The organism is Variovorax sp. J2P1-31, from assembly GCF_030317215.1.
Classification (GTDB): Bacteria; Pseudomonadota; Gammaproteobacteria; order Burkholderiales; family Burkholderiaceae_C; genus Variovorax.
In genome coordinates this window covers 1,469,208-1,483,992 of record NZ_JASZYA010000001.1, presented here as the reverse complement: position 1 = coordinate 1,483,992, position 14,785 = coordinate 1,469,208, and the positions used below count along the sequence as shown (strand labels likewise).

Sequence of the window (14,785 nt, the reverse complement as noted above, 5' to 3'; positions counted from 1 at the left end):
CCGATGGGCCGCGCGCACTGCGTGTCGCCCGGCCCTTCCCCCCAAGGGGGGCGCACCCGGTGGACCGGCGGAGCCGGATCCACGGGTGCCCTGGCACACGTCTGCATCCTGGTTGAAATTTACGGAGACTGAACATGAACAAGAGCGCCAAGAAACCCGTCATCGTCTACGGCGCCAGCGGCTACACCGGCCGGCTGGTCTGCGAGTACCTGCGCGAGTACGGCATCCCCTTCATCGCGGCGGGGCGCAGCGCCGACAAGCTGCAGGCGGCGATGCAGTCGAACGTGCCGGGCATCGAGACCGCCGACTACGAAGTGGTGGCGGTGGAGCACACGACGGCGGCACTGACGAAGCTGTTCGCCGGCGCCTCGGTGGTGCTGAACACCGTGGGCCCGTTCGCGAAGTTCGGGCCCGAGGTGGTGCAGGCCTGCCTGGCGGCCAAGTGCCACTACACCGACACCACGGGCGAGCAGGACTGGCTGATCACGCTCGAGGCCGAGTACGGCGCGCAGTTCGCGGCCGCCGGCCTGCTGCTGTCGCCCGGGCTGGCCCACATGTACACCACCGGCGAAATCGCGGCCCAGCTGTGCCTGGAGACGCCCGGCCTGGACACGCTGGACATCGCGGTGTTCTGGGGCGGCAGCCCGACCATCGCCTCGACCCAGACCATCCTGGTCAACGCCGCGACCTCCAAGGCCTTCCACCTGCAGCAGAACCGCTTCGTCGAGTGGCAGCCCGACGCCGGGCTCTACAGCCTCGCGATCCCGGGCCAGCACGAGCTGGCGCTGGCCCTGCCCTGGGGCGGCACCTCGCACCCGGTGTGGTTCCGCAAGGACCCGCGGGTGGCCAACGTCAAGGTGCTGGGCGGCGTGTTCAACAAGCCGCTGATGATGGGCGTGCCGAAGATCGTCGAGGCGGCCCTCAAGGCCACCGAGGGCATGAACGAGCAGGACCGATATGCGGCGCTGTCGCAGACCGCCGCGAGCGTGATGAACACCATGCCGCCGCGCGAGAACCCGCGGCTCAACAAGTCGGTCGACTCGGTCCATGCCTCGGGCCCGCTGGGCCGCGCCCACTGCGTGATCTTCGGCAACAGCAACTACAAGCAGACCGGCCTGCTGCAGGCCTACGCCGCGCACGCGCTGCTGCAGCAGCCGCCGAAGCGCGTGGGCTTCGCCTCGGGCTGCCAGGCCTTCGGCCACCACGAGCTGCTGGGCCAGTTGCGCGCCTTCGGCCTGGTGGCCAAACCCGAGCTGAGCATCAGCGACTGAGACGAATGCCGATGACCGCCCTCCACCCGCCCCTGCGCGACCTGCGCGACATCGAAGCCATCGAGCGCGTGCCGATCCGCCAGCGTCTGGCCTCGCCCGTCTCGAGCTACGCGGCCCTGGTGCGCCAGGCCGACCTGACGCCCGGCGCGCCGGCACTGAGCTTCGTGCCCACCGGCGACCCGGCCGACGGCGAGACCCGCTTCGACTACGCCGCGCTGGCCGCGCGCGTCACGCAGGCCGCCCACGCCTTCACCCGGCTGGGCGTGGGCCGGCGCGAGGTGGTCTCGTACCTGCTGCCCAACCTGCCGCAGACCCACTTCACGCTCTGGGGCGCCGAAGCGGCGGGCATCGTGAACCCGGTCAATCCCTTCCTGGAAGTCGAGCACATGGCCGGCATCCTCAACGCCGCCGGCACGCGCGTGCTGGTGGCGCAGGGGCGGCAGGCGCAGCCCGGCATCTGGGAGAAGGTCGAGGCGCTGCGCGAGCGCGTGCCGACGCTGCAGAACGTGCTGCGCGTGGGTGGCATCGATGCCTGCCCGTCGTGGGCGCTGGATTTCGACACCCTGCTCGACACCCAGCCCGGCGACGCCCTGGTCGGCACCGCGCCGCAGGGCGAGGACATCGCCTCCTACTTCCACACCGGCGGCACCACCGGCACGCCCAAGCTGGCGCGCCGCACGCATTTCAACGAGGCGGCCAATGCCTGGGCGGTGTCGACCGCGGTCGCGATGGGCCCGCACGACACGCTGCTGTGCGGCCTGCCGCTGTTCCATTCCAACGCGATGATGGTCACGGGCCTGGCGCCCTTCAGCGTGGGCGCGCACGTGGTGATGCTCTCGCCTTCGGGCTACCGCGAGCCGCGCACCTTCGCCGCCTTCTGGCGCTCGGTCGAGCGCTACCGCGCCACCTTGTTCAGCGCCGTGCCGACCGTGCTGTCGGCGCTGCTCAACGTGCCGCAGGACGGCGCCGACCTGGCCTCGCTGCGCTTCGCGATCTGCGGCGCGGCGCCGCTGTCGCCCGAGCTGTTCCAGCGCTTCGAGGCCGCCACCGGGCTGCGGCTGCTCGAGGGCTACGGCATGACCGAGGCCACCTGCGTGAGCGCGCTCAACCCGCGCGACGGACAGCGCGCGATCGGCTCCATCGGCCTGCGGCTGCCCTACCAGGAGATGAAGGTCGCGCAACTGGGCGCCGACGGCGCGGTGCTGCGCGAGGCCGCGGTCGACGAGATCGGCACGCTGCTGCTGCGCGGGCCCTATGTGTTCTCGGGCTATGTGCAGGAGAAGGACAACCAGGGCATCTGCCTGGCCGACGGCTGGCTCAACACCGGCGACCTCGGGCGGCAGGATGCGCAAGGCTATTTCTGGCTCACCGGCCGCGCCAAGGACCTGATCATCCGCGGCGGCCACAACATCGACCCCGCGATGATCGAGGAAGGCCTGATGCGCCACCCGGCGGTCGAGCTGGCCGCGGCCGTCGGCAAGCCCGACGGCCATGCGGGCGAGCTGCCCATGGCCTACGTCACGCTGCGCCAGCACACGCGCTGCAGCGCGGCCGAGCTGCTCGCGCATGCGCGCGCCGTGATCGCCGAGCGCGCGGCCGTGCCGGTCGACGTGGTGGTGCTCGAGGCGATGCCGCTCACGGCCGTCAACAAGATCTTCAAGCCGCGGCTGCGCGAACTCGCGATCGCCCGCGCGCTGACCGAGACCGTGGAGAAGACGCTCGGCCCGGTGCGGGTGGCGGTCGAGGTGGTGCCGCATGCGCTGCACGGGCTCGAGGCCCATGTGCGCGCGCCCCGCCCCACCGGCCCTGAAAGCACCGCGCTGATGCAACAGGCCGAATCCGCGCTCGGCCGCCTGCCGGTGCGCTGGACCCTCGAATGGAAGGAATCCGCATGACTGCCAAGGTCCCGGTCGTCGGCGTGGGCATGGTGCCCTTCGCCAAACCCAGCGCCAGCCTGCCCTACGACCAGCTGGGCGCGATGGCCACGCGCGCCGCGCTGGCCGATGCCGGCCTCGACTACGCGTGGGTCGAGCAGGCCTATGTCGGCCACGTCTACGGCGACTCCACCAGCGGCCAGGCCGCGCTGTACGCCGTGGGCCTGAGCGGCGTCCCGATCGTCAACGTCAACAACAACTGCGCCACCGGCTCGACCGCGCTCTTCCTCGCGCGCCAGGCGATCGCCAGCGGCGCGGCCGAGTGCGTGCTCGCGCTGGGCTTCGAGCAGATGCAGCGCGGCGCGCTGGGCGCCCAGTTCACCGACCGGCCGAACCCGCTCGAACGCTTCCAGGCCACGATGGAAGGCCTGCAGGGCGCGGCCCCCGGCACGCCCGTCGCCGCGCAGTATTTCGGCGGCGCCGCGCGCCGGCACATGCAGGAATACGGCACGCGCGCCGACACCTTCGGCCGCATCGCGGTCAAGGCGCGCAGCCATGCGGCGCGCAACCCGCTGGCGGTGTTCCGCGAGCCGATCACGCTGGAGGAAGTGATGGCCTCGCCCACGGTCTTCGACCCCATGACCCGATTGCAATGCTGCCCGCCCACCTGCGGCGCCGCGGCCGCGATCCTGTGCAGCGAGGCTTTCGCCCGGAAGCACGGCCTCGATGCGCGCATCACCATCGCCGCGCAGGCCATGACCACCGACCGCGCCGACAGCTTCGATTCCGGCGACATGCGCCGGCTGATCGGCTTCGACATGACCCGCGCCGCCGCGCAGCGCGTCTACGAGCAGGCGGGCGTGGGCCCCGAGGACCTCGACGTGATCGAGCTGCACGACTGCTTCACCGCCAACGAGCTGCTGAGCTACGAGGCGCTGGGCCTGGTGCCCGAGGGCGGCGGCGAGAAGATGGTGCTCGACGGCGACAACACCTACGGCGGCCGCTGGGTGGTCAACCCCTCGGGCGGGCTGCTGTCCAAGGGCCACCCGCTGGGCGCCACCGGCCTGGCCCAATGCGCCGAGCTGGTCTGGCAGCTGCGCGGCACGGCCGAGCAGCGGCAGGTGGCCGGCGCGCGGCTGGCGCTGCAGCACAACCTGGGGCTGGGCGGCGCCTGCGTAGTCACCCTCTACCAGTCGGGTGACGGCGCGTCCTAGACTGGGTGCATGGCGCGCCGCAACCCTTCGCCCAAGACTCCCGTCCCGAGCACGACTTCCGTGGAGCCGAACGCACCCACCATGCTGGTCCGGTCCAAGCTCGCGCCGCCGCATGTGCCGCTGAGCCTGCTGGCGCGCGAACAGCTGTCGGCGCTGCTGCAGATCGGCCTGGCCAAGCGGCTGGTCAGCATCACCGCGCCGGCCGGCTACGGCAAGACCACCGCGCTCACGCAGTTCGTCGCGCGCGCCGAGGGGCTGGGCGTGGCCACCGCCTGGCTCAGCCTCGATGCGGAGGACAACGATCCGCTGCGCTTCATGCGCTACCTGGCCGAGGCGCTCCACCATGCGGACGACGCGCTCGGGCGCAACGCGCTGGCGCAGTTCGGCGCCGGCACCTTGGCCTCGCTCGACGCGGTCGTGACCTCGCTGCTGCAGGACCTCGCGGCCGGCACGCGCCCGCTGCTCGTGGTGTTCGACGACTTCCATCTGGTCGGCAGCGACCTCGTCCACCGCAAGCTCGAATGGCTGCTGGCCCATGCCACGCCCGGCGTCAGCTTCATCGTGGCCAGCCGCACGCGGCTGCCGCTGTCGGTGAGCCAGCTGCGCGTGCGCGACGAACTGCTCGAACTCGACGCGGCGCACTTCGGGCTGCGGCTGGACGAAGCCGCCGAGTTCATCGGCCGGGTGAGCGGCACCGCGCTCGAGCGCAGCCAGATCGAGACCCTGCACGACCGCACTGAGGGCTGGATCGCGGGCCTGCAACTGGCCTCACTCGCGCTGCGCGACAGCGAGGACAAGGCCGCCTTCCTCACCGCCTTCTCCGGCACCGACCGCGACATCACCGACTACCTGGGCGAGCAGGTGCTCGACCGCCTGCGGCCCGACCTGCGCGAGTTCCTGCTGGGCACCGCGATGCTCGACCGCTTCTGCGCCGAACTCTGCGACGAGGTGCTGGACCGCCACGACAGCCGCGCGCTGCTGGCCGAGGTGCAGGCGCGCAACCTGTTCCTGGCCGGGCTCGACCGATCGCGCACCTGGTTCCGCTACCACCATCTGTTCGCCGACTACCTGCGCACGCGCATGCGCGAGCAGTCGGCCGAACGCACGCGCGCCATTTGCCTGCGCGCCAGCGCCTGGTTCGACCGCAACGGCCTGCCGCACGAGGCGGTGCGCTACGCCTTCGAGGGCCGGGACCTCGAGCGCGCGGCCGATCTGGTCGCGCAGTTCTCGGGCGAGCTGGTGCAGCACCGCGGCGAGCATGCGACCCTGCTGCACTGGATCGCGCGGCTGCCGCCGGCGCTGGTGCAGGCGCGGCCGCAGATCCGCATCGGCCATGCCTGGTCGCTGGTGCTGACCCGCCGCTACCCCGAGGCCGACCGCGAGCTGCTGCTGCTCGAGGCCCACGCCGCCGGCGCCACCGACGATCCGGTGCGCCGGGTGGTCGAGATGATCCGCTGCGTGTATTTCGCGCTGACAGACCAGCCGATGCTGGCCAAGGCGCGCAGCGAGGCCTGGCTGCAGCAGACGCCGCGCGGCGACGATTTCTCCGTCGGCGTGGTGGCCAACGTGCTGGCCTTCGGCTGCTGCGCCACCGACGACTTCGAGCGCGGCGTGCAGGCGCTCGCACTGGCGCGCGCCTCCTTCGAGCCGAGCGCCGCGCACTACGGCATCGCCTGGGCGGGCGCGCTGCTGATGATGATCGCGATCCGCCGCGGCGACTACCACGCGGCGCTGGCCGAGGCGCGGCGCGGCATCGCCGAGGTCGAGCGCAGCCTGGGCGTGTCCTCGTACGCGGCCTCGATGCCGCTGCTGCTCGCGGCCGAGGTCTGCTACGAACACCACGAACTCGAACAGGCCCAGCGCCTGCTCGACCTGGGCCTGCCCTTCGTCGACGAGCACGGCCTGGTGGAAATGACCGCCGCCGGCTACCTCACGCGCGCGCGCCTGCTGCGCCTGCGCGGCGAAACGGCGGGTGCCGACACCTGCCTGCTCGAGGGCGAATCGCTGGGCCACCGGCTGGGCCTGCCACGGCTGGCCCGCGTGCTGGCGGCCGAACGCTGCGCACTGCGGCTGCAGGCCGGCGCGCTCGACGACGCGCTCAAGCTGGCCCAGTCCTATGGGCTGCTGCGGCACGACACGGGCTGGCGCAGCGTCGCGCTCGAGGCCGAGCCGGACCCCGTGGTGCTGGTCACGCTGCGGCTGCTCCATGCGGTCGACGCGGCGCGGGCCGCCGGTGCGCTGTCCGATGCGCTGCGGCGTGCGCAGCGCGACGGCCACGAGGCGCAGCGGGTGCGGCTGCTGCTGCTGCGCGCTGCCCAGCAGCAGCGCGCGCTCGAGCCCGGCCCCGCGCTGCGCACGCTCGACGAGGCGCTGCGCGCGGGCGCGCGCTGCGGCCTGGTGCGCAGCTTCGTCGACGCCGATCCGCTGATCCCCGAACTGGTCGAACAGATCCACGGCCGCCGCGGCCCGCTGGTGCCCGCCAGCCACAACCCGGTGCCGCAGGAGTACCTCGAAACCCTGCTGCGCGCCGCGGGCCGGACGATCGCGCCCGCCACCACGACCACGGTGCGGGCCACCGACGCGCCCAAGCCCCTGGTCGAGCCACTGACCGAACGCGAGCTCAAGATCCTGCGCCTGCTCGACGCCGGGCTGGGCAACCGCGAGCTCGCGGCCAGCCTGTTCCTGGCCGAGGCCACGGTGAAATGGCACCTGCACCGCATCTTCGCCAAGCTGGGCGTGAAGAACCGGACCAGCGCGCTGGCGCGGGCGCGGGAGATTCCGCTGATCTGAGGCGCCTCAGCCGCCGGCCTGCAGGAACTGGCGCCGCAGGTAGGTCCGCACCGCCACCCAGCAACGGAAGCGGCCCAGGCGCGCATAGCCGGCCGCGGCGCCGATGGACCTTGCCGGGCGGGCATCGCGCTCCGCCTCGAAAGCCGCGGCGCCGCGTTCGGCCAGAGGCCAGGCGACCGGCCCTGCCGCCATCGGGCCGCAGCACCCCGCCGGCGCCGCGGCGTGCTCGTGGCCCCGGTGTTGGGCGGGCCGCTCGGCCGCGCACACCGCCGTCGCGAAGGCGCCCAGCACGAGCGCGATGAGGGCCGAGCAGGCTTGTTTTTTCGTCATCCACATGAGCGTCCAGTCCTTGCAAGAAGTGCAGCGCCTGCGGACGCACGCCCCGCCGGCGCTGCACCCCTGCAGTCTTCCGCCGCCACCTGAAGACAGCCTCGGCATTCCCTGAAGATTGGCTGAATGGCCGGGCCCGCGCGCCGCGTGCCCTTCAGCTTTTCTTTAACGTGAGCGGTTAGATTCCCCCGATGAAAATACTTCTGGTGGAAGACGACCTCGACCTGGGCAACGGCATCCGCGTGGCCCTGCGGGACGAGGACATGGAGGTCGTCTGGGTGCGCCGGATCGAGGAGGCGACGCGCGCGCTGCAGTCGGGCACCTGCGACCTGGTGCTGCTCGACCTGGGCCTGCCCGACGGCGACGGCCTGGGCCTGCTGATGCAGATGCGCCGCGAGCGCCACAAGACGCCGGTGCTGATCCTGAGCGCGCGCGACGCGCTGGACGATCGGCTCAACGGGCTCGACAGCGGTGCCGACGACTATTTGGTCAAGCCCTTCGTGCTGGCCGAGCTGCTGTCGCGCGTGCGCGCGCTGGTGCGGCGCAGCTACGGCTTCGACGACGGGACCGTCGAGGTGCGCGGCCTGACGCTGCACGAGCCGACCCGGCGCGTGCGGGTGCGCAGCGCGCCGGTGGCGCTGTCGCGCAGCGAGTTCGAGCTGCTGAGCCTGCTGATGCGGCGCGTCGACCGCGTGATCACGCGCCGCGTGCTGGAAGAACAGCTGGTGCCCGGCGGCATGGTCAACGAGAGCAACGTGCTGGAAGTGCACATCTCCAACCTGCGGCGCAAGATCGGCGATGGCTACATCCGCACCGTGCGCGGCGTGGGCTACGTGATCGACCAGGCGGAACAGCCGCTGACGGCGCGCCCATGAGCGCCGCAGTTGCCGCGCGCGAGCCGCGCTGGAAGCGCTGGACCCGGCCCACGCTGGTGCGCCGCCTGCTCCTGGGGCAGGTGGCCACGCTGGCGCTGCTGTGGAGCGTGCTGGTGGGGCTGTTCCTGGTCGAGGCCTTCAACCAGGACCTGTACGGCGCCACCGACGCCTACGACGCCGTGCTGTCCGTCGCGGAGAACCTGGCCGACCGGCCGGCACTGCAGCATGCCAGCCTGCAGGCCCTCGACGTGGCGCTGCGCGAGGCCTACGGCGACAAGAACGAGCCCGCCATGGCGCCCAGCGTGCTGGTCTGGCAGGCCGGCCGGCTGGTCTACAAATCCGACGGCGTGCCCGACACCCTCCGGAACAGCCGGCTCGACACGCTCGAGCGCCTGTTCGTCGAAGGCCGCTACTGGCGCGCCAGCACGCGGCAGTCGCCGCATTCGGACACCCGCGTCGCACTCGTCACGCCCAGCGACCGCAAGCAGCTGATCGTGACCTTCAACTCGCGCGGCTACTACCTGATGCCGCTGATCATCAGCATCCCCTTCCTGCTGCTGCCGGCCTGGCTGTCGATACGGCTCGCGCTGCGGCCCTGGCGCGAGGTCAGCACGGAGATCGCCGCGCGCGGGCCGAAGGACCTGACGCCGCTGGGCTTCGAAGCGCGGCACGCCGAACTGCGGCCGCTGGTCGAGAGCGTCAACGCGCTGATGCAGCGCCTGTCGGAAAGCGCCGCGCGCGAACGCAACTTCATCGCCGATGCCGCGCACGAACTGCGCACGCCGATCGCGGCCATCCGCATCAACGTCGAAGCCCTGCAGGCCCAGCACCGGCTCACCGAGCACCAGGGCGAACTGCTGAGCGGTGTGCTGCGCAGCATCGACCGCGCGACCCGGCTGGTGGGCCAGCTGCTGCGGCTGATGCGCAGCAGCGCCGACATGGACGTCGGTCCGAACGAGAAGCTGGCGCTCGACGAACTGCTGCAGGACCGGCTCGCGACACTGTCCGGCCTGGCCCAGGCCCGCGGCGTCGAGCTGGAGCTGGTCACGACGGAACGTGACCTGCGCGTGCTGGGCGCGCGCGAGGGGCTGACCTCGATGGTCGACAACCTGGTCGAGAACGCCACCAAGTACAGCCCGCCGGCCGGCGTGGTCACGGTGCGGCTGGCGCGCGAGGCCGACCAGGCCGTGCTGACCGTGTCCGACCAGGGACCCGGCATCGATGCCGCGTTGCGCGAGCGCGTGTTCGACCGCTTCTTCCGCACGCCCGACCAGCTGCAGACCGGCAGCGGCCTGGGCCTGGCCATCGTCAAGTCGGTGGTCGAGAAGCACGGCGGGCAGATCGCGCTGGGCGTCGCTGAGGGCGGTGGCAGCGGTCTGCAGGTGACGGTAAGGCTGCCGCTGGCGCAAGGGTGACGCCCGCGCCGCGGCCCGTCAACGCCAGTACTTCCATGCGTAGAAGACCGTCATCACCGCGCCCGCGACGATGACGACCCAGCGGGTCGCCTGGGCCGGCAGCACGCGCACCAGGTGTCCGCCGGCGTAGCCGCCCAGCAATGCGCCCGCCAGCATCACGATGGTCTCCGGCCAGCGCACGGCGCCCTGGACGACGAAGATCGCGACCGCCGCCAGGCTCACCGCCGTGGCGAGCAGGTTCTTCAGCACCTTGACGCGCCGCAGGTCGCCCGCGTCGTGGATCGCCAGGATCGCCGTCAGGATCACGCCCAGCCCCGCACCGAAGAAGCCGCCATAGACCGAGGCCCCGGCCACGCTGCCCAGGCCGGCCCATGGCGACGCCGCCCTGCCCTCGCGCCGCCGCGCCGACCATGCCTGGACCCGCGGCGCAAAGGCGAAGAGCAGCGTGGCGAAGCCGATCAAGGCCGGCACCGGCAGCACGAACAGGCGCTCCGGCACGGCCAGCAGCAGCAGCGCCCCCGCGACACCCCCGAGCACCGCCGCCGCGAGGGTCCAGACGAGCCAGCGGTCGACCACCGGCAGCTTCTCCCGGTCGGCGATGGCGGCGAGCAGGTGCCCAGGCGCGATGGCGACCGCGTTCGAGGCGTTGGCGACCACCGGCGGCAGACCGGCCGCGAGCATGGCGGGAAAGGTGATCAGCGTGGCCCCGCCCGCCACCGCGTTGATCACACCGCCGCCAGCCCCGAGACAAAAAGCAATGCACCCATCGACGTCTGCATCCACGGCCTCCAAAGCGCAGGAGACTAGGGAGCGACAGGGCGAGGGTCTAGAACGTTTGTGATGCGCGCAGGCCGCGGCTGTAGGCACCGGGTGTGGTGCCGAAGCGCTGCTTGAACAGGCGCCCGAAATGGCTCTGGTCGGCAAAGCCGAGCGCAAACGCCACATCGGCCACCGATGCGCCATGCCGCAACAGCATCCGCCCCTGGTTGAGCCGATGAACGATCCGGTAGGCGGCCGGTGGCAGGCCCGTGCGCCGCGCGAAGCTGCGCGTGAAGGCCTCGCGGCTCACGCCGGCCCGCTCGGCCAGGCGCGCCACGGTCTCCGGCGTGCCCGCCAGCGCAGACGCCTGCGCCGGTCCCTCGACCTCCAGGTAGACATTGAGGCAGGCCGTGCCGGGGTCGACGTGCGCGAGGCTGCGATGCGGCAGGCCGGCGGGAATCAGCAGGCATTCGCCCGCCGAGACCAGGATCGCGCGGTCGCCGATCCCGAACAGCCGGCTGCCGCGCAGCACCAGCGTGCATTGGGCCTGCGCGTGGAAGTGGGCGGTCAGCGCGGGTGCGCTGTCGCCCTGCCAATGGCCCACCTCGACCGCGTCGGCATCGAGCGCATAGCGCCAGGGATTGGTGACGGCCATCGTCGAAATCTTCGGCCGAAGGCGCCTCAGGTCCCGTCGCGCCGGCCGCTTCGGGCGGCCTCGCTGCCACCGCGCAGCGCCGGATGGCCGTCGGCCGCCACGAGCTGGTGCGCCTTCGCCTTGAAGCGCACCAGCGGCCCGAATTGCGTGCCGTGCTGCAGGCCGAACAGCAACGCGATCATCAGGGCCGCCAGCAAAGTGATGTGCCTGGGCGCCGGCGCGGCCGAACGCGCGGCCGCGATGCACGCCACCGACGCGCCGCCACCGAGCAGGCTGCCGGCGACCACTTCGGGCAGGGAGTGGAAGTCGTAGGCGACGAGGATCCATGCGATCGCCAGCGCGAAGGCCGCGCCGAGCAGGTGGGCCGCGAGGCGCACGCGCCGGTCGGCATGCAGCGTCAGCAGCCACGCGACCATGGGCCAGACGAAGGCCGACAGGGTGGCGTGCCCGCTCGGCCCCCGGAAGTCGAGCGATGCGAAGCCCTCGCCCCAGCCGAACAGGCCCAGCTTGGTCGCGAACACCAGCGAGGTCACGAGCACGAAGGTGCCCGCCCACAGCCAGGCCAGCCCGCGCGTCTGCCTGCGCAGGGCCAGGCACAGCGCCACCGCGCCGACGACCAGCGTGGCAAGGCCGCTGTCGCCCATCCAGAGGAGGAAATGCGAAAGGTTGCCGGGGACCAGGGGATGCAGGGGCGTCGTCACCGCCCCGAGGATAGTCGGTCCGTTCGGCGCGCCCATGAAGGCCGTACCAGGCGCGGGGCTCAGCGCAGCGATGCGCCCCGCGCATCGAGTTCCGACTGGATGCAGCGGGCCAGGTCGACCAGCGCCACGCTGCGCTCGAGCAGGTGGCGGCCCGCGTCGGTCACCTCCACCACGCGCGTGCTCCGGTGCAGCAGGCGCACGCCGACCTGCGACTCGAGCTCGGTGATGTACTTGCTGATGGTGGACTTGGACAGGTCCATCGCCGAGGCGGCGCGCGTCAGGTTGCCATGGCGCGACACCTCGCGCAGCGCCTCGACCAGTTCAATGCTGAACACGGTACGCACGCGAGACGGAGGGGCGGGAGAGCGATGGCATCCGGCGCGCGGCCTGGATGGAGAGAGACGAAGGATGCACGGGAACGGCCGCAGGAAACGAAAACCGGAACGATAGGGGGCGCCGCGCGTACCGTGAACGAATCAATCCGCACTTGCATATTCAGGGCCGGCCCAGGCTGGGGCCGAGCCAGAAACCGCCCGCGCACCCGGTCTTGCGGCAACTGGCACAGTGGCGGGCCCGCATGCCTCGGCCGGATCTCCATCCGCAGCCGGGCACGGCCCCAGACCACCCCTGCAAAGCACAAGCCATGAAGAAGATCGGATTCCTGTCGTTCGGCCACTGGACGCCGTCGACCCAGTCACAGGCACGTTCCGCCGCCGACGCGTTGCTGCAGTCCATCGAGCTGGCCGTGGCGGCCGAGGAACTGGGGGCCGACGGCGCCTATTTCCGGGTGCACCACTTCGCCCGCCAGCTCAGCGCGCCCTTCCCCTTGCTGGCCGCCATCGGCGCCCGCACGCGCCGCATCGAGATCGGCACCGGCGTGATCGACATGCGCTACGAGAACCCGCTGTACATGGCCGAGGACGCGGGCGCGGCCGACCTGATTGCCGGCGGACGCCTGCAACTGGGCCTGAGCCGGGGCTCGCCCGAGCAGGTGATCGAGGGCTGGCGCCATTTCGGCTACGAGCCCGCCGAAGGCCGCACGCACGCCGACATGGCGCGCGAGCACGCCCAGGTCTTCCTGGACGTGCTGCGGGGCGAGGGATTCGCCCAGCCCAACCCGCGGCCGATGTTCCCGAACCCGCCGGGACTGCTGCGCGTCGAGCCGCATGCCGAGGGCCTGCGCGAACGCATCTGGTGGGGATCGAGCTCCGACGCGACGGCGGTCTGGGCCGCGAAGCTCGGCATGAACCTGCAGAGCTCGACACTCAAGACCGACGAGACCGGCGAGCCCTTCCATGTGCAGCAGGCGCGCCAGATCCGCGCCTACCGCGCGGCCTGGAAGGAAGCCGGCCATGCACGCACGCCGCGGGTGTCGGTCAGCCGCAGCATCTTCGCCCTGGTCAACGACCAGGACCGCATGTACTTCGGGCGCGGCGGCCAGGAAGGCGACACGGTCGGCCTGATCGACGAGCAGACGCAGGCGATCTTCGGTCGCAGCTATGCCGCGGCGCCCGAGCAGCTGATCGCGCAGCTGGCGCAGGACGAGGCCATCGCGGAGGCCGACACCCTGCTGCTGACCGTGCCCAACCAGTTGGGCGTCGCGTACAACGCGCACGTGATCGAGACCATCCTGACCCAGGTGGCGCCGGCGCTGGGTTGGCGCTGAGGTGGCGCGGGCCCCTTGCATCGCACCCGATGCAAGGGGCCCGCTCTCCATCGGCTCGACCGCCGCATCGAGGCCTCGGGCCATCTGCTGATCGCCCCGATCCTCACGAAAGGCAGCAGCGTCTGAATGCGCCGTGCCGACGACCTCATCGCCGCCATCGATTCCATGAATGGCACCATACACCTCGACCTCGACCTCGATCGGCGCCTTCTGCCCTGTCACCCGGGCGCGCTGCCTGTCTGATTGACCGGTCGCGGACCGGCCCTCCTCTCGATAGATAGAGTCACCTCATAGCCTGGAATATTCAAAATTATGGATTGGGTCCCCATCGTCTTCGTTACGTTCAAGCTTCTCGTGTTCGGCACGGGCATGTTCTTCGCCATCAAATGGCACTATCAGAAAGGAAAAAAGGACAAGAAGAAGCAGAGCGCGGTGCTACGCACGAGCGGCAAGGTGGCCGCAGTCTTCTTGCTATCGCTCCTGGTGATCTCGCTCTTCACCTTTGGCCTTGGCAGAATGCTTGGCCTGGACTTGACTATTCCATGATGGCAAAGAATAGTCGGCCCGTAGCAAGTTATGAGTCAGCGATTCCTTGATGCGACTACAGGACAGCGTCGGCACGCGGCCAGAAGTAGCGGCTCGCGGCCTGAGGCAAGATTCGGCCAACTGCGGACATTCATGAAGTAGGGAAAACTATGGGAACTGAGCGCGTCTACAGCTACTTTGACTATGACGGAGAGGTCGAATTGCCGGAAGAAGGAGTGGCAGATTGCGGAGGCGCGCCACACTACTTTTGGCTCCGTGAAGGCAGTTCAACACCTAGACATGGAATTTATGACCTTGCGCCCATCGATGCCATCCTATTGGCCAAGGTCGTAGAGGCAGAAGCAATCTGGCACGCATGGGACTTGGACTATCACGCGGGGAGAGTGGAACTGGATAGCTATCCAATGCGCTCCGGTGTCAACCTTCATTTCTCGAATCTGATGCGCGAAATCTCAGCAGCCGCCTCGCGGCTTTGCGTAGACACGTTCCGGCGCGGTGCGACATTCATGCCGACCCAAGCGTATCTAGCCGATGCGAGTCAGTTTCAAGGCAAGCGATGGCCTGCACCAGGCCTTCACTCAGCTACTTTTGAAGTGAGCTGGCTGAACGTCTAGGTTTGATTGCGGACGCGGTTGAACGACCGCTTTTCGGCGAAGCGAACTTCCGCTTCGGGCCCATAGCAGTCACCG

The 14,785-nt window shown here is 70.6% G+C and carries 14 protein-coding genes; 9 read left to right on the top strand and 5 right to left on the bottom strand.

The genetic code is table 11. The features are described 5' to 3' along the window. Positions 1–134 precede the first annotated feature (134 nt). The 4 genes from QTI20_RS06830 to QTI20_RS06815 all read left to right on the top strand — a co-directional run bounded on the left by QTI20_RS06830 (position 135) and on the right by QTI20_RS06815 (position 7,149). Complete coding sequence (locus tag QTI20_RS06830) at positions 135–1,271, top strand: DUF5938 domain-containing protein (protein ID WP_286549018.1); 1,137 nt, start codon at positions 135–137, stop codon at positions 1,269–1,271. A gap of 11 nt (positions 1,272–1,282) precedes the next feature. Then, positions 1,283–3,166, top strand: coding sequence for an acyl-CoA synthetase (locus QTI20_RS06825; protein WP_286549020.1), 1,884 nt, complete (start codon positions 1,283–1,285; stop codon positions 3,164–3,166). Continuing rightward, positions 3,163–4,359, top strand: a complete 1,197-nt coding sequence (locus tag QTI20_RS06820) for a lipid-transfer protein (protein ID WP_286549022.1) — start codon at positions 3,163–3,165, stop codon at positions 4,357–4,359. The genes QTI20_RS06825 and QTI20_RS06820 overlap by 4 nt, the downstream gene beginning before the upstream one ends. A gap of 81 nt (positions 4,360–4,440) precedes the next feature. Next, positions 4,441–7,149, top strand: coding sequence for a winged helix-turn-helix domain-containing protein (locus QTI20_RS06815; protein WP_286549024.1), 2,709 nt, complete (start codon positions 4,441–4,443; stop codon positions 7,147–7,149). 6 nt (positions 7,150–7,155) lie between these two features. Here the strand turns inward: QTI20_RS06815 and QTI20_RS06810 are convergent, their stop codons facing one another. Continuing rightward, positions 7,156–7,479, bottom strand: a complete 324-nt coding sequence (locus tag QTI20_RS06810; RefSeq protein ID WP_286549026.1) for a hypothetical protein — start codon at positions 7,477–7,479, stop codon at positions 7,156–7,158. 191 nt (positions 7,480–7,670) lie between these two features. Here QTI20_RS06810 and QTI20_RS06805 point away from each other — a divergent pair, with 191 nt between their 5' ends. Together QTI20_RS06805 and QTI20_RS06800 are read left to right on the top strand one after the other, a co-directional pair. Further along, on the top strand, positions 7,671–8,354 hold the full coding sequence (locus QTI20_RS06805; protein ID WP_183025769.1) for a response regulator: 684 nt from the start codon (positions 7,671–7,673) through the stop codon (positions 8,352–8,354). Then, positions 8,351–9,769, top strand: a complete 1,419-nt coding sequence (locus QTI20_RS06800) for a sensor histidine kinase (protein WP_286549028.1) — start codon at positions 8,351–8,353, stop codon at positions 9,767–9,769. The genes QTI20_RS06805 and QTI20_RS06800 overlap by 4 nt, the downstream gene beginning before the upstream one ends. An 18-nt stretch (positions 9,770–9,787) precedes the next feature. Here QTI20_RS06800 and QTI20_RS06795 read toward each other — a convergent pair whose 3' ends face one another. From QTI20_RS06795 to QTI20_RS06780, 4 genes are all read right to left on the bottom strand, one after another. After that, positions 9,788–10,498, bottom strand: coding sequence for a sulfite exporter TauE/SafE family protein (locus QTI20_RS06795; protein ID WP_503011357.1), 711 nt, complete (start codon positions 10,496–10,498; stop codon positions 9,788–9,790). 97 nt (positions 10,499–10,595) lie between these two features. Beyond that, positions 10,596–11,183 (bottom strand): AraC family transcriptional regulator, encoded by a 588-nt coding sequence (locus QTI20_RS06790; protein ID WP_286549030.1) that lies wholly within the window; start codon positions 11,181–11,183, stop codon positions 10,596–10,598. Positions 11,184–11,209: 26 nt separating this feature from the next. Then, the gene (locus tag QTI20_RS06785) at positions 11,210–11,884 is read right to left on the bottom strand and encodes a phosphatase PAP2 family protein (protein WP_286549031.1); all 675 of its coding nucleotides are present in this window, start codon (positions 11,882–11,884) and stop codon (positions 11,210–11,212) included. Between the two features lie 59 nt (positions 11,885–11,943). Then, the gene (locus QTI20_RS06780; protein WP_183025761.1) at positions 11,944–12,219 is read right to left on the bottom strand and encodes a LysR family transcriptional regulator; all 276 of its coding nucleotides are present in this window, start codon (positions 12,217–12,219) and stop codon (positions 11,944–11,946) included. Between the two features lie 308 nt (positions 12,220–12,527). On the opposite strand from QTI20_RS06780, the gene QTI20_RS06775 reads away from it, so the two are divergent. The 3 genes from QTI20_RS06775 (at position 12,528) to QTI20_RS06765 (ending at position 14,710) form a co-directional block, all read left to right on the top strand. Continuing rightward, entirely contained in the window at positions 12,528–13,550 is a 1,023-nt protein-coding gene (locus QTI20_RS06775; RefSeq protein ID WP_286549034.1) for an LLM class flavin-dependent oxidoreductase, read from the top strand. Between the two features lie 309 nt (positions 13,551–13,859). Then, complete coding sequence (locus QTI20_RS06770; protein ID WP_286550979.1) at positions 13,860–14,096, top strand: hypothetical protein; 237 nt, start codon at positions 13,860–13,862, stop codon at positions 14,094–14,096. A 149-nt stretch (positions 14,097–14,245) separates the two neighbouring features. Continuing rightward, a complete protein-coding gene (locus tag QTI20_RS06765) occupies positions 14,246–14,710 on the top strand; it encodes a hypothetical protein (RefSeq protein ID WP_286574164.1) in 465 nt (154 codons plus the stop codon). The last annotated feature ends 75 nt before the right edge of the window (positions 14,711–14,785 follow it).